The following is a 20,940-nucleotide window of genomic DNA, read 5'->3' on the forward strand; positions in this document are numbered from 1 at the left end:
GGAGCGGGGCGGCGGAAAGTCAACATGGCGAAAGTCGGGGTCCGGTCTCCGCGACGCAGAACGCAATTGCGAAATGGGTGATGAGCGCGCCCGTTACTGTTTCAAGCGACGGGCAAGATAGCCAGCGGTCTTCCCGCCGGCCGCGGCGACCTCTCGCGGCGTCCCCGACGCCACGATACGGCCGCCTTCCTCGCCGGCGCCGGGACCGAGGTCGATGATCCAGTCGCTATGAGAGACGACATCCATGTCGTGCTCGACCACGACCACGCTGTTGCCGGCGTCCACGATGCGCTCGAGTTGGGCGATCAGCCGCTCGACATCCCTGGGATGAAGACCGGTGGTCGGCTCGTCCAGGACATAGAGCGTGTGACCGCGTTGCGGCCGCATGAGCTCGGTCGCAAGCTTGATGCGCTGGGCTTCCCCGCCCGACAATTCGGTGGCGGACTGACCGAGACGAATATAGCCGAGCCCGACCTCGCGGACGACCGATAGCGACCGGTTGAGGGTTGGATCTTCGTGGAAGAATTCGAAGGCTTCGTCGACGCGCATCGCCAGCACATCCGCGATGGATTTTCCGCGGATCTTCACCTCCAGCGTCTTGTCATTGTAGCGAGCGCCCTTGCAGGTCGGGCAGGGTGCGTAGACGCTGGGCAGGAACAGCAGCTCGACGCAGACAAATCCTTCGCCTTCGCAGGTGCTGCATCGGCCCTTCGCGACATTGAAGGAAAAGCGCCCGGCATCGTAGCGGCGGGACTTTGCCTGCGGCGTCACGGCGAACAGCTTCCGGACGTGGTCGAACAGGCCGGTATAGGTTGCAAGGTTGGATCGCGGCGTGCGGCCGATCGGCCTCTGATCCACCACGACGAGACGATCGACCTGGTCGAGGCCGGCGACGATCTCGCCGCCCAATGTCTCGACCGTGGGTGCCAGGCTATCGTCGTCCGCGTCCGCAGCCCGTGCATGGCCGAGATGCTCCGCCATGGCATCGACGAGGAATTGGCTGATCAGGCTCGATTTGCCGGAGCCCGACACGCCGGTCACGCTGGCGAGAACGCCGAGCGGGATATCGACGTCGAGGCCGCGGAGATTATTCCGGGTCACACCCCGGACTTTCAGATGCGCCTTCGGCTGGCGGCGGACCATCGGCAGCGGCTTTCGTGGATGCGCGAGATAATGGGCGGTTCGCGATTGCGCGACCTGCCCGAGTCCTGAGGGCGGTCCGCTATAGAGGATGTTCCCGCCGCCTTCGCCGGCATCAGGCCCGACATCCACCAGCCAGTCGGCATGCTTGATCACCTCGATCTCGTGCTCGACCACGAAGATCGAATTGCCCGCGTGTTTCAGCCGGTCCAGCGCCCGCAGCAGCGCCTCGGTGTCGGCGGGATGCAGACCTGCCGACGGTTCGTCGAGCACATAGACGACGCCGAACAGGTTGGAGCGAACCTGGGTCGCAAGTCGTAGCCGCTGCAACTCGCCCGGCGACAGCGTCGGCGTGCTGCGCTCGCAGGCGAGATAGCCGAGGCCGAGATCGAGCAGGACGGCCAGCCGCGCCGACAGATCCTCGCAGATCCGCCTGGCGACGATGGTTTTCTCCGATGCTCCGACGGTCGAAGTCTCCGCGAAAGGGTTCATCACCTCCTGCAGCTTCTCGAGCGGCAGATGAGACATCTCGGCGATATCAAGTCCGGCGAATTTGACCTTGAGTGCCTCGGGCTTCAATCGCGTGCCATGGCAGGTCGGGCAGTCCTGGGTGATCATGAATTGCGCGACGCGGCGCTTCATCATCGCACTCTCGGACTTGGCAAAGGTCTGCATCACGTAGCGCTTGGCGCCGGTGAACGTGCCCTGATAGCTCGGCTCCTCCTTGCGGCGCAGGGCCCGTTTGACCTCGGCCAAGTCGTAACCGGCATAGACCGGAACGGTCGGCTGCTCCTCCGTGAACAGGATCCAGTCGCGGTCCTTCCTGGGCAGCTCACGCCAGGGCTTGTCCACGTCGTAGCCCAGCGTGGTCAGGATGTCCCGGAGGTTCTGCCCCTGCCAGGCACTCGGCCACGCCGCGACGGCGCGCTCGCGAATGGTGAGGGTGTCGTCGGGCACCATGGACTTCTCGGTGACGTCGAGCATCCTGCCGATACCGTGACAGGTCGGGCAGGCTCCTTCCGGCGTGTTCGGCGAGAACGATTCCGCATAGAGCATCCTTTGTCCGCGCGGGTATTCGCCGGCACGGGAATAGAGCATCCTGAGCAGGTTCGAGATGGTCGTCACGCTGCCCACGGACGACCTCGTCGTCGGCGCGCCGCGCTGCTGCTGGAGCGCTACGGCGGGCGGCAGGCCTTCGATGTCGTCCACCTCAGGGATCTGCATCTGGTGGAAGAGGCGCCGCGCGTAAGGCGACACCGATTCCAGATATCGCCGTTGCGCCTCGGCGTAGACCGTTCCGAAGGCGAGCGAGGATTTTCCGGAGCCCGACACGCCGGTGAACACGACGAGGGCGTTGCGCGGAATACTGACGTCGACGTTCCTGAGATTGTGCTCACGCGCGCCCCGCACGCGAACGAAGCCGTCATCCTGCATCAGGTCATCGGGGTGTCTTGATCGGTCGTCCATCTCGCTGCTCCGGCCCACGCATGGGAGATAACGGCAGGATCGCAGGATGGGTCCACAGATGCCAGCGCATCGGTTGCGTTCTGCACAAAGCGAAGGCCCGCCGCGATTGAAGCGACGGGCCATGCAAGGGCGATGGGGCGCTCGGGACGGGCCCCTGGTGCCCAGCCCGGCGTGTTACTGCGACAGCTTCACGAAGCTCGGAAACTTCAGCTTGCCCTCCGCGATCTTCTCGGGCCAGACCACGACCTGCTTGGAGTCCTGCCACTGGAAGACCAGACCGGATACGGTCGTGGGACCCGACTTGATGCCGTGGGTGAACTCGTCGTCCTTGCCGTAGAACTGGATGCGGCCGATCGTACCCTCGTAGTCGGTCTTTTCAAGCTCAGCGACCATCTTGTCCGGATCGGTCGAGCCGGCGCGCTTGATCGCCTCCGTGATGAAGTAGACTTCGTCATAGGCGGTGTAGCCGGTGTAGGCCGGCGGCGAGCCGAACTTGGCCTTGAAGGCGGCTGCGAACGGCTTCGTCTTGGAGGTCACGGCGACGTCGGGTGTTGCGACCGCCAGCGACGGCACGCCGTCAGCGGCGCCATTGGTGTCCTTCCAGAAGGTCGGGCTCAGCGCCTGCGCGCTGATACCGAACATCGGGATCGGCACCTGCTGGTTCTTCCACTGCACCGTCGGCTGCACGCCGACATGCGAGATGCCGGTGACGATCACGTCCGGCTTCTTGGCCTCGATATTGTTGAAGATCGGCGTGAAGTCGGTGGTATCGGGCGAGAACCGCACGTGCTCGACGACCTTGAGGCCTGCTTTCGGAAGACAGGCTTCGTAGCCGACGTCGAGCGGCTTGGTCCAGGCGGCGTCCTCGCTCATGATCGCGGCCGTCTTGAACTTGAGCTTGTCGACCAGCAGATCCTTGGCGGCGTCGCAGACGAGCTGCGCTTGTGCGGCCGAGGTCAGATAGCCGTGGAAGGTGTATTTGTTCTTTTCGTAGTCGTTATGAATCGCCTTGGTGATCTCGTTCGAGGCCGCGCCGGGGGTGATCAGCGGCATCTTCAGCCGCGCTGCCCAGGGCTCGAGCGCCAGCACGACCTCGCTGATATAGCTCGCGATCACGGCGGAGACCTTGTCCTCGCTCACCGCGCGCTGGAACGCGCGCACCGAGTCCGCCGAGGAGCTCTTGTTGTCGTAGGTCACGATCTCGATCTTGCGGCCGAGAATGCCACCCTTGGCGTTGATCTCGTCGGCGGCGATCTGCGCGCCGCCGGGCGTCGCGGCACCAGCGATCGACTGCACCTCGGCGATGACGCCGATCTTGATAGGATCGTTCGACTGCGCATAGGCGGGAGCAGCAAGGCACAGCGCCAGCGCGGAGGCGAGGAGGAAGCTGCCGCTCAAACTCTTCGATGGTCGCATGGTCGTTTCCTTTTGCTTGTTTTGTTGTTGGTATGGGCGAACTAGAGAAAATCGGCGCCAGCCTCCGCGGCGAAGCGGCCCGGATCGCCCTCCCAGACGATCCTCGCATGCTCGAGTACATAGACGCGGTCGGCATGCGGAAGCGCGAAGGTCACGTTCTGCTCGCCGAGCAGCACCGTAATCGACGTCGTCTGCCGCAGCCTCGTTAGGGCCTTGGACAGGAGTTCGAGGATGACGGGGGCGAGACCCAGCGTCGGTTCATCCAGGATCAGGATCTGCGGCTGCATCATCAGCGCGCGGCCGATCGCAAGCATCTGCTGCTCGCCGCCGGAGAGCGTTTGCGCCATCTGGCCCTGACGCTCTTTCAGGATCGGGAATAGCTCGAACAGCCAGGCGAGCTGTGCCGCGCGCTTGTCGTCGGCCAGATGTTGCCCGCCGAGATCGAGGTTTTCGCGCACGCTCATCTCGCCGAACAGCTCGCGCGATTCCGGGCACTGCACGAGGCCGCTGCGGGCGATCTTCGCCGGCGTCGTGCCGCGCAGCTTCTCGCCGTTGCGCACGATCTCGCCGCGATAAGGCAGGAAGCCCGAGATGGTGTTGAACAATGTGGTCTTGCCGGCGCCGTTGAGACCGACGATCGAGACGAACTCGCCCTCATGGACGTGGATCGAGACGTTCTCCAGCGCCTGCGCCTTGCCGTAGAACACGCTGACATTCTCGACCTGGAGCAGCGGCACCTTGTCCTTGAAGCTGGTCTCGGGCCGCGCATGGGTCTCGATGGCGCCGCCGAGATAGACCCGCCGCACCGTCTCGTTCTTCATGACGTCCTCGGCCTTGCCGGTGACGATCTCCTCGCCGAGATACATCGCGAGCACGCGGTCGACCAACGCCGCGACGCTCTTGACGTTGTGGTCGACCAGCATCACCGCGCGGCCCTCGTCGCGGAAACTGCGGATCAGGTCGGAAAACATTTCGACCTCGGCCCGCGTCAGCCCGGCAAAGGGCTCGTCCACCAGCACGACCTTGGGATCGCGCGCGATAGCCTTTGCCAGCTCGAGCCGGCGCAAGTCGGCGAAGGGCAGCGTCGGCGGGCGGCGGTTCATCACGTTGCCGAGCCCGACGCGATCGGCGATCCATTTGGCGCGCTCGAGCAGCGCCTTGTCCGGAAACAGCATGAACAGGCTGTCCGGCAGCAGCGCGACCATGATGTTCTCCAGCACAGTCTGCCGGTTCAGCGGTCGCGAATGCTGGAACACCATGCCAAAGCCCTTGCGCGCGATCTTGTGCGCCGGCAAGCCCGCGACGTTCTCGCCCTCGAATACGACTTCGCCTGATGTCGGGCGTTCGATGCCCATGACGCTCTTCATCGCGGTCGATTTGCCCGAGCCGTTCGGCCCGATCAGGCCAAAAATCTCGCCGCTATTGACCTCGAAGCCGAGGTTCTTCACCGCCGTCAGTCCGCCGAAGCGCTTGGTCAGGCCGCGGACTTCGAGCACGGCCCGGTTTGAAGATCGCATATCCATCACGAGCGCGCCTCACGCGAGAGGGCCGCTCCGAGAAAGCCGCCGGGGAAGAACAGCACGACGAGCAGCGCGACAGCTGAGACGATGAAGGTCGCGAGCTCGCCGGTGGGCCTGAGGAATTCGCCGGCGACGATCAGGAAGATCGCGCCGAGTGCCGCGCCAAGCACGGTGCGCCGGCCGCCGAGCACGGCTGAGACGATCACGTTGACGCCGACCGCGACGTCGACGACGGTGCCGACCGAGGCGGTGCCGAAGTAGAACACCAGCAGCGCGCCTGATAACCCCGAGAAGAACGCACTGACGATGAAGGCGGCGAGCTTGTGCTTGACGATGTTGAAGCCGAGCGCGCCGGCCTGGACCGGGTCCTGGCCGCTGGCTTGCAGCACCAGGCCAACAGGCGATTGCGACAGGCCATAGAGAATGGCCGCCGAGATCGTCATGAAGCCGAGCGCGATCCAGTAATTGACGCCGGCGTTGATGGAGATGACGTCGGGAATGGTCAAGCCGATCTCGCCGCCGGTGAGGTCGGCAAACACCACGATGAAATTCTGCAGCATCAGCACCGCGACCAGCGTGGTCAGGCCGAAATACGGTCCGCGCACCCGAAGCGCCGGCAGCGCCAGCACGAGGCCGGCGATGACGGAGGCGAGCGCGCCGAGCACGATGCAGAGATAGACTGACCAGCCGAACTGGGCATTCAGGATGCCGGCGGTGTAGGCGCCGACGCCGATCAGGAAGGTCGGCCCGAAATTGACCTCGCCGGCGAAGCCGAACAGCAGGTCCCACGCCATTGCAAACACGCCGAAATAGAAGGCGACGGTGAGAAGCCCGAGCACGTAGCCGGAGACGTAGAGCGGCAGCGTCGCCGCGATGACGACGAGCGCGAATGAGATGAAGAACAGGCGTGTCGTAAAGAAGCTGGCCATCTCAGCGCCTCCCCAGAAGGCCCTGGGGCCGGATGTACATCACGAACACGAGCAGCAGCAGCGCCGGAATGGTGCGGTAGGCCGGCGAGACCAGATAGGCCGTGAGCGTTTCGAGATAGCCGACCACGAAGGCTGCGATCAGCGAGCCGGAGACGCTGCCGAGGCCGCCGAGCACGACGATCGAGAACGCGCTCGCGGTCAGCGGTCCGACGCTGTAGGAGCTGACGCCGAGAAACATTCCGAGCAGCACGCCGGCGATGCCGGCGAGGATGCCGTAGATCGCCCACACCACGACGTAGATGTTGGTGAGCTCGAGGCCGAGCAGGGTGACGCCGCGTGGGTTCATCGAGGCCGCCAGCACCGCCTTACCGGTGCGGGTGCGGTTCACCAGGAGCCACAACAGAGCGATGACGAAGCAGCACACGATCGCGGTAAAGATCTCGTTCCTGGGCGTGCGGACGCCGAGAATCTCGACCACGCCCTCGACGATCGGCAGCACGGTCTTGGCGTTGTTGGTGAACAAATAAGCGATCACCTCCTGGATCATGATCCCCCATAGCAGCGTGCCGGTGAGGACGAAGATCTCCTTCTCTTCATTCGGGATGCGCCGGGAATCCTGGATCGGCTTCACCACCGCGAAATAGGTCGCAAAGGATGTAAGGAGGGCGACACCGACGCCGATCAGTGCGCCGGCATAGGTGCCGACATTCAGGATGCTGGCGGCAGCCCAGGCCGCCACCGCTGCCGCCACCATGATGGCCCCGTGGGAGAGGTTGAGGACGCCGGAGACGCCGAAGATCAGCGTGAAGCCGGTGGCACCGAGAGCATAGAGAGCGCTGATGGCAAAGCCATCGATCAGAATCTGGAAAGCACGCATCTAGGGTTGGCAATCCGATTTATGAGAGACGATGTTGCTGGAGCAACGTGCTGCGGGGGCCGCATGTGGAAGCTCCCGGGAGCTGGTCCCGGGAGCGTGTCCTGCTAGTTCGAGAGCTTGATGAAGCTCGGGAACTTGACGTCGACCTTGGCGACTTCCTTGGGCCAGACCGCGCTCTGCTTGCCGTCCTGCCATTGCAGCATCAGCCCGGTGATCAGGCCCTTGCCGTATTTGATCGAGTGCGTGAACGGATCGTCCTTGCCGTAGAACTGGACACGGCCGATCGTGCCTTCCCAGTCGGTCGTCTCCAGAGCGGCGACCAGCTTGTCGGCGTCGGTCGAGCCCGCGCGCTTCACCGCATTGGCGATGTAGTAGACCTCGTCATAGGCGGTGTAGCCGGCATAGGAGGGATAGTTGCCGAACTTCTTCTTGAAGGCTTCGGCGAACGGCACTGATTTCGGCGTCACCGCGACGCCTGGGCCGGAGACGCCCTGGTAGAGTACGCCCTCGGCCGCCTGATTGGTGTCCTTGCCGAAGGTCTCGTTGGTGGCCTGCGAGGAGATGCCGAACATCGGGATCGGCACCTGCTGGTTCTTCCACTGCACCGTCGGCTGCACGCCGACATGGGAGATCCCGGTGATGATCACGTCGGGCTTGGAGCCTTCGATCTTGTTGAAGATCGGCGTGAAGTCGGTGGTATCGGGCGAGAAGCGGATGTGGTCGAGCACCTTCAGCCCGATCTTGGGCAGGCATTCCTCGTAGCCGATGTCGAGCGGCTTGGTCCAGGCGGCGTCCTCGCTCATGATGACCGCGGTCTTCATGTGCATCTTGTCGACGAGCAGGTCCTTGGCGCCGTCGCAGACGGAAAGCGCCAGCGCGGCGGAGGTCAGATAGCCGTGGAAGGTGTACTTGTTCTTCTCGTAGTCGGCATGGACGCTCTTGCTGATCTCGTTGGAGGCGGCACCGGGCGTGACGAACGGCGTCTTCAGCCGCGAGGCCCAGGGCTCCAGTGCCAGCACGACTTCGCTGATGTAGCTGGCGATGACCGCATTGACCTTGTCCTCGTTCACCGCGCGCTGGAAGGCGCGCACTGAATCTGCCGAGGAGGAATGATTGTCGTAAGAGACGATCTCGATCTTGCGGCCGTCGACGCCGCCATTGGCGTTGATCTCGTCGGCGGCGAGCTGTGCCGCCTGGGGGATGGAGGCGCCGGCAATCGCCTGCGCTTCCGCGATCACGCCGATCCTGATCGGGTCGGCCGCAAGCGCCGCGCCTGAGCTCATCAACACAGCGGCCGCGGCGGTACCGAGTGCTATTCGCAACGCAACAGAGAGCGGTTTCTTCATCTTGTTCTCTCCCTTAACAGGCCTCTTATGAGCCATTGTGCCGCGACTATACCGGCGGAGACATTCTCGGCAAGTGAAACCGCGTTCAGGAGTGTGAGGCACGAACTAAAGTCTAGCGCTGGGCAATAGCGGGCAGGAAAGCTGTCGGACCCGTTTCACGCGCAGGCATGCAGATTTCGTCGGTAGGCATGCGCAGCTATCGCGGGCGCACAGCAACCGGAACGCTGAATTGCGATGCCGTCGCGTCGGCTCAGCGCGCTTGCAGCAGCGATGGATCGAGCGGCGCGAGCCGGGCCGGATCGAATGGCGAGATGTCGACGTTGCGCGTCGCACCTTCCGCGATCAATTGCGCCATGGCCTCGCCCGTGGCGGGCGCATTCAGGATGCCCCATACATTGTGCCCGGTCGCAACATACAGACCTTCACTTTGCGGCACCTTGCCGATCAGCGGCAGGCCGTCCTGTGTCACCGGCCGGAAGCAGGCTTGCCGCGCAATGATCCTCTCGGAGCGGAACAGGGGCGACAGCCGCTCGGACATGGTTTGCAGGCGCGCGATCGCGTCGTGGTCCGGCGTCACGGCAGCCGGATCCAGCGGAAGCGGCGCGATGTCGGAGAGAGCGGTGATATGCGTGCTGCCGTCGGCGCGAGGGAAGACCTCGATCGACACGGCACTGCCATTCTCTTCATACTCCAGGAACAGCGCATCGGCCGGCGCATCCGTGCCGGTGTCGTACACGATGCTCGGGCTGCGCTGGCCGTAGACGGCGGGCAGGCTCATCCATTGCGCCGCGAGCAGCGACCATGGTCCCATCGCGATCGCGACGGCGTCCGCCTCGACGATGCCGCCGTCGACCTCGACGCCCGTCGCGGTGGTGCCGTTCGCATCGCGCATGATGCCGGTCACCTGGCCGGGACGAAACTCGGCGCCTTCCGCGAGCGCCGCGTTCATCACGGCTACGGTGAATTTTTGGGGTGAACGATCGCGGCGGTCTCCATCGTGCCGATGCGCTGGGCGATGATGACGCCGTTGCTGAGCCAGCCGAGCGCGGACGGTGCATCCCGGCGCGGGTGGCCATCGGCGGCAACGAAGCCGCTATAAGCGGTCATCGGGCGATAGCCCCAATCGCCTGCGATCTGTTCCGGCAGCTGCGCATGGATCGCAAAGCTCCGTCGCGCCAGCGCATCGAGCGGCGAGCCCTCGCACCAGTCGCGCGCGAGGAAGCCGCCCGCCTTGCCTGATGCTGCGGCCGCGACGTCTGCGCGCTCCACGACGATGACGTCGATGCCGCGGCGGCGGAGAAACCAGGCGGTGCAGGCGCCGATGACGCCGCCGCCGCAGATCACAACGCGCATGAATGCTCCCTTACACAATGAAATCCTTCGCATGGAGATCCGCGGTATGGACCCCCGCCAGCGTAATCGTATCGGTCGCCGTGAGGTGGATCACCGCGTTTCCTGTGCTGTCATCGCTGATCAGGCTTTTCAGCGCCGTCCAGTCTGCGAAGCCGTAATCGCGCAAATTGATCAAATCATGCTCTCGCGCCGTGCTGCCGACAGCCTTGTTGCCCTGGTCGAAATCGTTGATCACGTCCAGGCCCGAGCCCTTGTCGAAGACGAATCTGTCGTCGCTCGGTCCGCCCCAGAGCTGGTCATTTCCGCGACCGCTATTCAGCATGTCCTTGCCGCCCGTGATCGAGCCGGCCGTGAACGGGGCGTAGGTCTGTGCATCGCCATACAGCAAATCGTCGCGGCTGCTGCCGAGAAGAATATCATCTCCGCCATGCGCGTTGCCTGACATGTTCGAGGCATCTCCGACGAGCGCGATGGACGTGGAGTCCGGGTTGCCGTTGACAGCCGCGATCAGGATATCGTTGCCGCCGCGGCTATCGTCGCTCATATAGCCGGCGTCTCCGACCAGAGACGCGCCTCCCGATCGGGTGGCGGCGCCGACGGTGTAGCTGAGGATGTCGTTGCCGCCGCGCGCATCGCCGCTCATGGAGACGAGGGCGTCGCCGGATATCGAAGCGCCGCCGTAACTGCCGACCTGGGTCACGCTGAGGATATCATTGCCGCCAAGCGCATGATCGCTCATGGAACTGCCGGAGTCTCCGCTGAACGCGCCGGACGATCTGTTTCCCATCGATGCAATGACGACGTCATTGCCGCCGCTCGTGTCGGCCGACATGGCGGTTTCGGCATCGCCAAAAACACCGAGGGTCGCGTAGATCGATGTCGATGCATCGACATGAAGCACATCGTTGCCGCCATGGGCGTCGCCGGACATCGCCTGCGCATCGCCGTCCAGGAACACGTAGTCCCCGAAGTCTGTGACGGTCGCAGCGAGATGGTCGTTTCCGCCGTGAGAATGTCCTTGCTGGGTCTGGTCGTCGCCAACGAATATCAGGACCGCGTTGCCCCCGTCGACGGTCGCGATCATCTTGTCGCTGCCGCCGCGGCCGTCGTTCGGCAGGCCCGGGTCTCCGAACTCGGTCACGTATTGCTGGTCCCCAACGCTGACGATGATGGTGTCGTTTGGCATACGGCGCATCGCGCAACTCCCCGTTCAAGTCGGGCGCGAGAACGAAGAGCATCATGCCTTCGCACCGCGCTGCGGCCTTGCCGCGCGATTCAATCTTCGTTGGATTGATGGCGGAGATTTGCCCGAGGCGTAGCTTGATTGCGATCAGGGAACCGCGGGCGCCGGCGGTGCACGCCGACGCCCGTGCTTGCGATCTTGCGCGGGCTCAGCCCGGTCCGGCGCCTTGCGTGGCCGTGTACACCGCATAGAGCGATTGGCTTGCCGCCATGAACAGGCGATTGCGCTTGGGGCCGCCGAAGCAGATGTTGCCGCACACTTCGGGCAACCGGATGCGGCCGAGCAGCTTGCCCTCCGGCGACCACGTCGTCACGCCGCTGTAGCCGACGGCGCGGCCGGCATTGCTGGAGGCCCAGACATTACCGTTGACGTCGCAGCGCACGCCGTCCGGCCCGCACTTCACGCCGTCGATCACACACTCGCTGAACCGCTTGTGGTTGGTGAGCTTGTTGTCGCTGCCGACGTCGAAAACGAAAATCTCACCCTTGCCGCCGGGGCCGGTGTCGCCGGGGCCTTTGCCGGTTGATACGACGTAGAGCTTCTTGAAGTCCGGGGAGAAGCACAGCCCGTTCGGGTCGGGCACCTGCTCCTCCGTGACGACGAGGTCGACACGGCCGCTAGGATCGATGCGATAGCAATTGGTCGGCAGCTCGCGCTTGCCCGGTGCGAAGCCGGCCGGCTGTCCAATGCGCGGATTGAGCTTGCCGCCGGAATTGCTCGGACCGCCCGCGGCATCGGGCTCACCTTCGTAGAGCTGGCCGCCGTAGGGCGGATCGGTAAACCAGTAGCTGCCGTCAGGATGGGCGACGACATCGTTCGGCGAGTTCAGCTTCTTGCCGTTGTAGTTGTCGCAAAGCACGGTCGCGGTGCCGTCATGTTCATAACGCGTCACCCGCCGGGTCAAATGTTCGCAAGAGAGTTGACGGCCCTGGAAGTCGAACGAGTTGCCGTTGGAGTTGTTGGACGGCGAGCGGAATACGCTGACGCGACCGTCGTCTTCGCTCCAGCGCATCTGCCTGTTGTTGGGAATGTCGCTCCAGAGCAGATAGCGGCCCTGTGCACTCCACGCCGGGCCTTCAGCCCACAGCAAACCCGTATAGAGACGCTTGATCGCCGTGTTGGGCTGCGCGAGATCGTTGAAGGACGGATCGACTGTGACGACATCTGGGTCCCAGAAATAGGTGGTCGGCGCGCCGTTGGGACCGAAATCGCGTGGCGGGGTGGTAATCGTCGTCGGCGGCGCGGCTGGTCCGGTCTGGGCCAGCGCGGAGCCGGCGCCGGCAAAAGTGGCGGCGCCGAGCGCAAACCCCTGAACGAGCGTTCGTCGTGAAAGCGCAGCATCCTGGTCACGCTGCTTTTGGCGTGTCATCGCGTCCTCCCGGTCATGTTCGGCTAGCCGGTTGATCCGGCCGAGCAGGGCAAGGTTAGTCCGGTCCGATGACGGTTGCGAGGGGGAGGTACGCATCCTCAGCGAGATCGGGGCGGCAAAGCGCTGCAACGTCGAACATGGAAACGACAAATTCATCAGGCGTGACGGGGTTTACCGGAGCTGTCTTCGGGACATTGCCAAGCAGGGGAATGTCAAGCCTTGACCTCCTGCGCGATGCTGGCAGAACGTCATTCGGGGCGTAAGTCGGAGTTTACTGTGGTCGCTGTCGTCGTACTGGTTTTGCTGCTCGGGATTGCATTTGCGGCCGGCTATTTCACCCGCGACTACGTCTCCCGAAAAAGACGAGCCGAGGCGCGGCGCTGGCGTGAGTACAGCGAGCCGGATTGGCTCAGTGCCAACGCACCAGCCAACACCAACGATATCGCGATCGCTGGCACGGCTACGCCGGTTGCCACCAGCGAGCTCGGTCAGATGCTGAACCGCTGGGAGAGCAGGGCTCGCGCTCGCCGCTCGGCATAGCTTGACCGCCTTGCCGGCGTTCGGTCGGCCAAACAATTGGCACCGGTCACGCATCCGGCGCTGCGATCATGTCAGCCCTTCTGTCCATCTTTTGGCGTTGCGGTTGCTGCCATTTCTCGTCTAGAAACGACGCATCGAGCCTCCCGGCAACCAACCGTCAACGGTTTTGACCGAGGATTTGAGGGCTCAAAGGGTCCGGTAATGCTGATTCGCGGCCAAATCGATGGGATTTCGGGGGAGGTGGCTCTTGCCGCCGCCGCGATCCCGGCCGCGCTGCTGCCTACCCTCCTGATTGGCGGGCTTCTTCTTACTTGCCCCTGAGGGCCGGCTGGGCGCCATGCGCCTGGGCGCTCAGGGGTTGGTCGAGATCACCGGACACCTCAAGCGCCGAGAAGACTGACGGCGCAAAAAGCTCAAAAGGAAATTCAAATGGCCCCCGTGAACAAGTCCGATAAGGACCGCGTCATCATTTTCGACACCACCCTGCGCGACGGCGAGCAGTGCCCCGGCGCCACCATGACCTTCGAGGAGAAGCTCGAGGTCGCCGAGATGCTGGACGATATGGGCGTCGACGTCATCGAGGCCGGCTTCCCCATTACCTCGGAAGGCGACTTCCAGGCGGTCAGCGAGATCGCCCGCCGCTCCAAGAACGCCGTCATCGCCGGTCTGTCGCGTGCCCATCCGGCCGACATCGACCGCTGCGCAGAAGCGGTGAAATTCGCCAAGCGTGGCCGCGTCCACACCGTGATCGCGACGTCGCCGCTGCATATGCGGGTGAAGCTGAACAAGACCCCGGAGCAGGTGCTCGAGACCTCGGTGGCCATGGTCGCGCGCGCCCGCAACCAGATCGACGACGTCGAATGGTCGGCCGAAGACGGCACCCGCAGCGAGATGGACTATCTGTGCCGCATCGTCGAAGCCGTCATCAAGGCTGGCGCCACCACGGTGAACATTCCTGATACCGTCGGTTACACCACGCCCGACGAATACACCCACTTCATGAAGACGCTGATCGAGCGCGTGCCGAACTCGGACAAGGCGGTGTTCTCCGTGCACTGCCATAACGACCTCGGCATGGCGGTGGCGAACTCGCTGGCAGGCGTCATTGGCGGCGCGCGCCAGGTCGAGTGCACCATCAACGGCATCGGCGAGCGTGCCGGCAACGCCGCGCTGGAAGAGATCGTGATGGCGATCAACGTGCGCAACGACAAATTCCCTTTCTGGAATAAGATCGACACGACGCAGCTGACCCGCGCCTCGAAGGTGGTGTCGGCGGCGACCTCGTTCCCGGTGCAGTACAACAAGGCCATCGTCGGCCGCAACGCGTTCGCGCATGAGAGCGGCATCCATCAGGATGGCGTGCTGAAGGACGCTTCCACTTACGAGATCATGCGGCCCGAGATGGTCGGCCTCAAGCAGTCCTCGCTGGTGCTGGGCAAGCATTCCGGCCGCCACGCCTTCGTGCACAAGCTGGAGGAGATGGGCTACAAGCTCGGTCCGAACCAGCTGGAAGATGCGTTCACGCGGATGAAGGCGCTGGCCGACCGCAAGAAGGACATCTACGACGAGGACATCGAGGCGCTGGTCGACGAGGAGATGGCGGCTTCGCACGACCGCATCAAGCTGACCTCGCTGACCGTGATCGCCGGTACCCATGGCCCGCAGCGCGCGACGATGAAGCTCGATGTCGACGGCCAGATCAAGATCGAGGAGGCCGAAGGCAACGGGCCGGTCGATGCCGTGTTCAACTGCATCAAGCGCCTGGTGCCGCACGAAGCCAAGCTCGAGCTGTACCAGGTCCACGCCGTGACCCAAGGCACCGACGCGCAGGCCGAAGTCTCGGTGCGGCTGTCGCACGAGGGACGCGCGATGACCGCGCGCGCGGCGGATCCGGATACGCTGGTGGCCTCAGCAAAGGCCTATCTCGGCGCGCTCAACAAGATCGTCATGAAACGCCAGCGCGACACCGTAACGACCGCGGCGGCGAGCTGAGGTTGCTACTACCGCCTCTTCCGGAAGCGGGAGAGGCGGTGCTTGCGGCGTTCACCATGAATGGCTGCCCTGCTAACGACCAATAGCAGCTGGTGATGTCGACCTGTATTGATGCTGACGGCATAGGCCACCCGCGCGCCCGGTGGCCCAAATAACAACAGGGAGAGATTATGCGCACCTTCGCGATCGCTGCGTCCATCGCGGTCCTGGCACTTGGCTTGACCGGGCCGGCATCGGCCCAGTCGCCCATCATCATCAAGTTCAGCCACGTGGTGGCCACCGACACGCCGAAGGGCAAGGCGTCGGAGAAATTCAAGGAGCTCGCCGAGAAGTACACCGGCGGCAAGGTCAAGGTCGAGATCTACCCGAACTCGACGCTTTACAAGGACAAGGAAGAACTCGAGGCGCTCCAGCTCGGCAGCGTGCAGATGCTGGCGCCGTCCAATTCCAAGTTCGGCCCGCTCGGCATCCGCGAGTTCGAGGTATTCGATCTCCCCTACATCCTGCCTGATCTGAAGACGCTGCGGAAGGTGACGGAAGGTCCGCTCGGTGCCAGGCTGCTCAAGCTGCTCGAACCGAAGGGCATCACCGGCCTCGCCTATTGGGACAACGGCTTCAAGCAGATGAGCGCCAACAAGAAGCTGGTGACGCCGGCCGACTATCAGGGCGTCAAGTTCCGCATCCAGTCCTCGCGCGTGCTCCAGGCCCAGTTCAAGGCGCTCGGCTCGCTGCCGCAGGTGATGGCGTTCGGCGAAGTCTACCAGGCGCTGCAGACCGGCGTCGTCGACGGGCAGGAGAACACCTGGTCGAACATCTATACCCAGAAGATGCACGAGGTGCAGAAGTACATCACCGAGAGCAACCACGGCTACATCGGCTACGTCGTGATCGTGAACAAGAAGTTCTGGGACGATTTGCCGGCCGACATCCGCGACCAGCTGACGAAGGCGATGAAGGAAGCGACCGACTTCAACAATACGCAGTCGCAGAAGGAGAACGAGGACGCGCTCGCCGAGATCAGGAAGAGCGGCAAGAGCGAGATCATCAAGCTCACGCCGGAGCAGGACGAGGCGATGCGCAAGGCCATGGAGCCGGTCTACAAGGACGCCGCAGGCCGCGTCGGCCAGCCGCTGATCGACGAATTCCAGAAGGAAGCGAAGAGCACGACGAACTGATTTGAACGGATGATGAATGGGGGCTTCCGTGCCGGGCGCGGAAGCCCCTTTTTGTTGCGAATGATTTCCGATTGCGACTGAACTAAAATTCAGGAGCGTTACATCTTGGAAAGGACGCGCTCCCTGTCCAAGTTGTAAGTTGCGCGCAACCCGCGCTGCGCTCATCCTCACGACATCCTTCCAGAGGAGAGTTCGCATGAGGAAATTCACCATCGCCGCCATCGCCGTGCTCAGCATCGCCGGCTCGGGCGCGGTCTATGCCCAGTATCATCGCCCGTGGCTGCACGAGCACATGCGCCACATCCGCATGAACCCGGAAGACCGCGCCGCCATGGCCGACGCGCGGATCGCTGCCGTCCATGCCGGGCTGAAGCTCAACGCCGACCAGGAAAAGCTGTGGCCGCCGGTCGAGGCCGCCGTGCGCGACTTCGCCAAGCTGCGCATCGACCGCGCCAATGCGCGGATGAATGCCGGCGCCGGCGATGCCGGCAAGGACGCTAACAAGGACGCCGTCAGGCCGGAGGATCCGGTCGCCCGCCTGCGTCAGCGCGCCGAGGACATGGGGGCAACGTCGGCGGCCCTGAAGAAGATCGCCGATGCCGCCGATCCGCTCTACAAGACCCTCGACGAGGGCCAGAAGCGGCGCCTCGCCGTGCTGACCCGCCACCGCGGCCCGTTCGGTGGCGGCGAAGACGGCCAGCGCCGCCACTTCATGGAACGTGGCATGGACCGCATGATGGAGCGCGGCATGGACCACTTCCACCGTGACCGTTTCGACCGCGACGATGGCCCGGACCGGGACCGCGAGAGCCGGCTCTGAGCCTGCAAGCGTTGCCCCGATCAACCCTGGCGAAGCCGCTGGAATCCAGCGGCTTTTCGCTTTTTTGGGGGATGTGGGCAAACCCTTGGCAAAGCCTTGGCATACCCTTGGAAAACTTACGAGCCATCGCTTGCCAGACCCGGATCGCTTTGCTAAACGACCGGCCTCGCAAGGCTTTAACCGCCTTTCGGGCGCATAGCTCAGTTGGTAGAGCAGCTGACTCTTAATCAGCGGGTCCCAGGTTCGAGCCCTGGTGCGCCCACCATATAATTCAAACACTTAGCGGGCTGAGCAAACGGCAAAACCAGCGCCGTTTACACCACCGTTTACAGTTTTGTTCTCGCTTCGAGCTTCACCACCGCAGCTTCAGCGAGCTGAATGTCGCGACCGAGGTAGTGCGCATCGAGAATGGCCTCGACGTCTTTCAACGAATGACCTGTGACGGCTGCGATCTGTGGCACGCTGGCGCCTGCGATTGCGAGGCGCACCACTGCCGTGCCGCGCAGGTCGTGAAAGGTCAGTTCACCGATACTGGCGCGCTCACATGCCCTTCCCCAGGACGTGCGAAAGCCGTCCGACGTCCATGGCCGACCGAGCGTGTTGGTCAGGATCAGGGGGCCTCGGCGCTCGGTGATATCGAGAAGGGTTCGCAAAGGCGCGCCGGCTGGCATCGCGACGCGCCGCCCGCCTTTAGACTGGCGCAGGCGAATGTAGGGGTTCTCGTAGGCGGACCAGGGCAGTCGCAGCAAGTCGCCTTGGCGCTGGCCAATCCACAACGCCAGGACTAAGGCGGGCTGGATCTCGCTAAAGGCGATCGCAAGAACCGCTGCGATGTCCTGCTCGGTCCAAATCTTGTCTCTGCGGTCTGCTACGTAGAGGCGGCCCCCGCGCTCGCATGGGTTGGTCGCGATGATGCCGCGGTCTTTTGCGAACGACATGATCCGCGCCAACGTGGTCCAGGCGTAGTCCGCCTTACGTGGTGTCTCGGCGAACAGGTCGCGCCAGGCCTTGAACTCACCACGCACTCGACGATCGGCCAGAGCTGCCACCGGCAGGTCGCCGAATTCATCTTCGATCAGCTTAATGTAGGCGAGGTACGCACGACGGGTCGATGCCGCTAGTCCGGTGAACTCTGGTGCGGCCTTGTACTGCGCAACGATCGTCATGAAGGTGCCGGCGCGGGGCTGCCGAAGGCTCGCATGCGCATCGTGATACTCTCGAACGAAGTCTGGCGCACCGGGCTGCGCATGGATGGCGGGGCCCCCACGCCATGCGTAGCAATGTACTTTCGTCTCGCCATTTGCGAGCCGTCTCTTGACCTTATGAATTCCTTTCAGAACGACGCGCACGGTTCATCCTCCATTCGTCCAAGGCCGCACCCTCTGTCTCGCAGTTTTTGGCGTCGCCTACGCCGCTCAGGGTCTGTCGCTCGGCACGGATATGCTGGGCCCATTTCCTCTGCGAGGAACTGGAGCCTTACTTTGGCTACGACAACACCACTAGGGCGACCGATAGGAAGGTTTTCTTCTTCACCCTAGTCGACATCAACTGTGCGAGGTCGCTGAACGAACGCAAGGTCGATCTGAAGCCGATAGCGTGCAAGCTGCAGCGGGGGCTAGCCGACTGCATCGGCCGCCAGGATCGTCGTCAGCCGTCGATTTGGCCGCTCTATCGCCAAATCTCCCTCCTGGCTCGGTCGGACCCAGTCTACGCATTTAGCTCCAGGTGCCAAGGGATTCGGTGATGAGGGGGAGCTGTTCGGTATGTGGGCTTCTGGTCCCTTAACGAGGCATGCATTGATTGCCCGCTTATGGCCCGTTAGCGAAGTACCGGCACATCTCGACTAGGTCCGCTTAATGAGGCATGGCGGACCAGATTTGCTTAGGTTGAGTTCTTCGCACTTTGACCCCTAACAGACATCGCGCCCAGCGGCGTTCACTTTTCGCCTGGGCCACTGTGTTACATTGGGCAAGACGTCCGGCGCTTCGGTCGACAGATGTGCCTTCGCAAGCCTCTCCAATGTGCTATTCTCATCGTATAAGCCATAGGTATACCATGGCAGGTATTGCAGAGTGGCTAGCATCGATCGGTTTGGGCGAGTACGCCGAGCGATTCCGCGAAAACGCCATCGACCTCTCGGTCGTTCGCGATCTCACGGAGCAGGATTTAAAGGATTTGGGCGTCCTGCTTGGGCATCGCCGCAAGATGCTGCGCGCGATCGTAGAACTTCAGAGAGAGGTCCTGCGAACGCCTCAAGCGGGCGCTAAGCCGGCCTCGACGGATCACGCCGGCCGGCGTCAGCTTACAATCATGTTTTGCGATTTGGTCGGCTCGTCGGCACTTTCGGCCCGCCTTGATCTGGAGGACCTGCGGGCCGTAATGGGCACCTATCACCGCTGCATCGCAGAGGTTGTTGCCAGGAATGAAGGGGTTATCGCGCGGTACATGGGAGATGGCGTGCTCGCCTATTTCGGTTATCCCCAGGCCCACGAGGATGATGCCGAACAAGCGACACGCGCCGGGCTGGCGCTGGTCGATGCCGTAGCTAGCCTCCGGACAGAACCCGCCACCGAGCTGCAGGTTCGCGTTGGCATCGCTACCGGTATGGTGGTCGTGGGCGATTTGACCGGCGAAGGTTCAGCTCAAGAGCAGACGGTCATTGGCGAGACGCCAAACTTGGCTGCGCGCCTGCAGACCTTCGCCAATCCCGGTACCGTGCTGATTTCCGAAAGTACGCACCGGCTCACTGATGGGCATTTCGAGTTCCGCAATCTCGGCCCTGTCGCGCTTAAAGGATGGGCCGAGCCAATGCCAGCCTGGCAGGTACTGGGAACAACCGAAGTGGAAAGCCGCTTCGAGGCACAGCACAAATCTCGATTGGCGCCGCCAATCGGGCGTGACGAGGAAATCGAGATGCTCTTGCGTCGCTGGCAGCACGCCAGGCGTAGCGAAGGTTGCGCGGTGATGCTCACCGGAGAGCCCGGTATCGGCAAGTCGCACATTGCGCTGGCGCTTGAGGAGCGGCTCCAAGGCGAACCGCATATAACGGTGCGCCAGTTCTGCTCGGCGCACCACACCAACAGTGCGCTGTATCCTTTCACCCGCCAGCTCGAACGCGCTGCCCGGTTCGAGCGGGGCGACCCGCCCGCAGAGAAGTTCGCTAAGCTCGAGGCTCTGCTCGTGCGGGCTGATGCCGACCGCGTGTTGCTACCTCTGGCCAACCTTCTGTCCCTTCCACCGAGTAACCGCTACCGTATGCCAGAGCTGAGCCCGCAGAAGCGCAAGGAGCTAACGTTAGCGGCGTTTTTGTCCCAGCTAACTGGCTTGGCCGCAAGACAGCCGGTGTTCGTCATTGTAGAGGATGTCCATTGGGCAGATCCGACGTCGCTGGAGCTGCTCACGATGACCTTGGAACACCTACCCCGGCTTCGGGGGCTGCTGCTCATCACGGCGAGGCCAGAGTTCACTCCGCCGTGGCCAGGTCATGCGCATGTGACGACGATCTCGCTCACGCGGCTGAACCGACGCAACGGGGCGGCGTTAATCGAGCGCGTCACCGCTGGCAAGACGCTCCCGGAAGAGGTAATGGACCAGATCCTCGCCCGCACCGATGGCGTGCCCCTATTCGTGGAGGAACTGACCAAGACGGTGCTCGAAACCGGGCTATTAAATGAACAGGACGATCACTACGTCCTCAACCGTCCTCTCCCCCGATGGCGATTCCAACGAGTTTGCACGCATCGCTGATGGCAA

The 20,940-nt window shown here is 63.3% G+C and carries 16 protein-coding genes and 1 tRNA gene; 6 read left to right on the forward strand and 11 right to left on the reverse strand.

What is annotated here, in order from left to right:
- Positions 1–93: 93 nt before the first annotated feature.
- The 10 genes from uvrA to AB3L03_RS27160 all read right to left on the reverse strand — a co-directional run bounded on the left by uvrA (position 94) and on the right by AB3L03_RS27160 (position 12,660).
- Positions 94–2,607 (reverse strand): excinuclease ABC subunit UvrA, encoded by a 2,514-nt coding sequence (gene uvrA, locus AB3L03_RS27115; protein ID WP_368507293.1) that lies wholly within the window; start codon positions 2,605–2,607, stop codon positions 94–96.
- A gap of 174 nt (positions 2,608–2,781) precedes the next feature.
- Complete coding sequence (locus tag AB3L03_RS27120; protein ID WP_247368912.1) at positions 2,782–4,023, reverse strand: ABC transporter substrate-binding protein; 1,242 nt, start codon at positions 4,021–4,023, stop codon at positions 2,782–2,784.
- 41 nt (positions 4,024–4,064) lie between these two features.
- Positions 4,065–5,546, reverse strand: a complete 1,482-nt coding sequence (locus tag AB3L03_RS27125) for an ATP-binding cassette domain-containing protein (RefSeq protein WP_368507294.1) — start codon at positions 5,544–5,546, stop codon at positions 4,065–4,067.
- Complete coding sequence (locus AB3L03_RS27130) at positions 5,546–6,472, reverse strand: branched-chain amino acid ABC transporter permease (protein WP_085350215.1); 927 nt, start codon at positions 6,470–6,472, stop codon at positions 5,546–5,548. The genes AB3L03_RS27125 and AB3L03_RS27130 overlap by 1 nt, the downstream gene beginning before the upstream one ends.
- Before the next feature lies 1 nt (position 6,473).
- Complete coding sequence (locus tag AB3L03_RS27135) at positions 6,474–7,349, reverse strand: branched-chain amino acid ABC transporter permease (protein ID WP_018457493.1); 876 nt, start codon at positions 7,347–7,349, stop codon at positions 6,474–6,476.
- A gap of 104 nt (positions 7,350–7,453) precedes the next feature.
- Positions 7,454–8,695 (reverse strand): ABC transporter substrate-binding protein, encoded by a 1,242-nt coding sequence (locus AB3L03_RS27140; RefSeq protein WP_368507295.1) that lies wholly within the window; start codon positions 8,693–8,695, stop codon positions 7,454–7,456.
- Between the two features lie 250 nt (positions 8,696–8,945).
- Positions 8,946–9,644 carry an NAD(P)/FAD-dependent oxidoreductase gene (locus tag AB3L03_RS27145; RefSeq protein WP_368507296.1) on the reverse strand — a complete coding sequence of 233 codons (699 nt, stop codon included), beginning with the start codon at positions 9,642–9,644 and terminating at the stop codon, positions 8,946–8,948.
- A 5-nt stretch (positions 9,645–9,649) separates the two neighbouring features.
- Positions 9,650–10,048 (reverse strand): FAD-dependent oxidoreductase, encoded by a 399-nt coding sequence (locus tag AB3L03_RS27150; RefSeq protein ID WP_368507297.1) that lies wholly within the window; start codon positions 10,046–10,048, stop codon positions 9,650–9,652.
- A 10-nt stretch (positions 10,049–10,058) separates the two neighbouring features.
- Positions 10,059–11,243 carry a hypothetical protein gene (locus AB3L03_RS27155; protein WP_368507298.1) on the reverse strand — a complete coding sequence of 395 codons (1,185 nt, stop codon included), beginning with the start codon at positions 11,241–11,243 and terminating at the stop codon, positions 10,059–10,061.
- Between the two features lie 196 nt (positions 11,244–11,439).
- The gene (locus AB3L03_RS27160) at positions 11,440–12,660 is read right to left on the reverse strand and encodes an SMP-30/gluconolactonase/LRE family protein (RefSeq protein WP_368507299.1); all 1,221 of its coding nucleotides are present in this window, start codon (positions 12,658–12,660) and stop codon (positions 11,440–11,442) included.
- Positions 12,661–12,936: 276 nt separating this feature from the next.
- Here AB3L03_RS27160 and AB3L03_RS27165 point away from each other — a divergent pair, with 276 nt between their 5' ends.
- The 5 genes from AB3L03_RS27165 (at position 12,937) to AB3L03_RS27185 (ending at position 17,452) form a co-directional block, all read left to right on the forward strand.
- A complete protein-coding gene (locus AB3L03_RS27165; RefSeq protein ID WP_018457498.1) occupies positions 12,937–13,200 on the forward strand; it encodes a hypothetical protein in 264 nt (87 codons plus the stop codon).
- 429 nt (positions 13,201–13,629) lie between these two features.
- On the forward strand, positions 13,630–15,192 hold the full coding sequence (locus AB3L03_RS27170) for a 2-isopropylmalate synthase (RefSeq protein WP_018457500.1): 1,563 nt from the start codon (positions 13,630–13,632) through the stop codon (positions 15,190–15,192).
- A gap of 170 nt (positions 15,193–15,362) precedes the next feature.
- A complete protein-coding gene (locus AB3L03_RS27175; protein WP_085350209.1) occupies positions 15,363–16,367 on the forward strand; it encodes a TRAP transporter substrate-binding protein in 1,005 nt (334 codons plus the stop codon).
- Positions 16,368–16,563: 196 nt separating this feature from the next.
- On the forward strand, positions 16,564–17,187 hold the full coding sequence (locus AB3L03_RS27180) for a Spy/CpxP family protein refolding chaperone (protein ID WP_368507300.1): 624 nt from the start codon (positions 16,564–16,566) through the stop codon (positions 17,185–17,187).
- 189 nt (positions 17,188–17,376) lie between these two features.
- Positions 17,377–17,452 (forward strand) — tRNA-Lys (locus AB3L03_RS27185).
- A 61-nt stretch (positions 17,453–17,513) separates the two neighbouring features.
- Here the strand turns inward: AB3L03_RS27185 and AB3L03_RS27190 are convergent.
- The gene (locus AB3L03_RS27190; RefSeq protein WP_368507301.1) at positions 17,514–18,536 is read right to left on the reverse strand and encodes a tyrosine-type recombinase/integrase; all 1,023 of its coding nucleotides are present in this window, start codon (positions 18,534–18,536) and stop codon (positions 17,514–17,516) included.
- A 706-nt stretch (positions 18,537–19,242) separates the two neighbouring features.
- Here AB3L03_RS27190 and AB3L03_RS27195 point away from each other — a divergent pair.
- Entirely contained in the window at positions 19,243–20,934 is a 1,692-nt protein-coding gene (locus tag AB3L03_RS27195; protein ID WP_368507302.1) for an adenylate/guanylate cyclase domain-containing protein, read from the forward strand.
- The last annotated feature ends 6 nt before the right edge of the window (positions 20,935–20,940 follow it).

It is taken from the genome of Bradyrhizobium lupini (genome assembly GCF_040939785.1).
Taxonomy (GTDB): domain Bacteria; phylum Pseudomonadota; class Alphaproteobacteria; order Rhizobiales; family Xanthobacteraceae; genus Bradyrhizobium; species Bradyrhizobium canariense_D.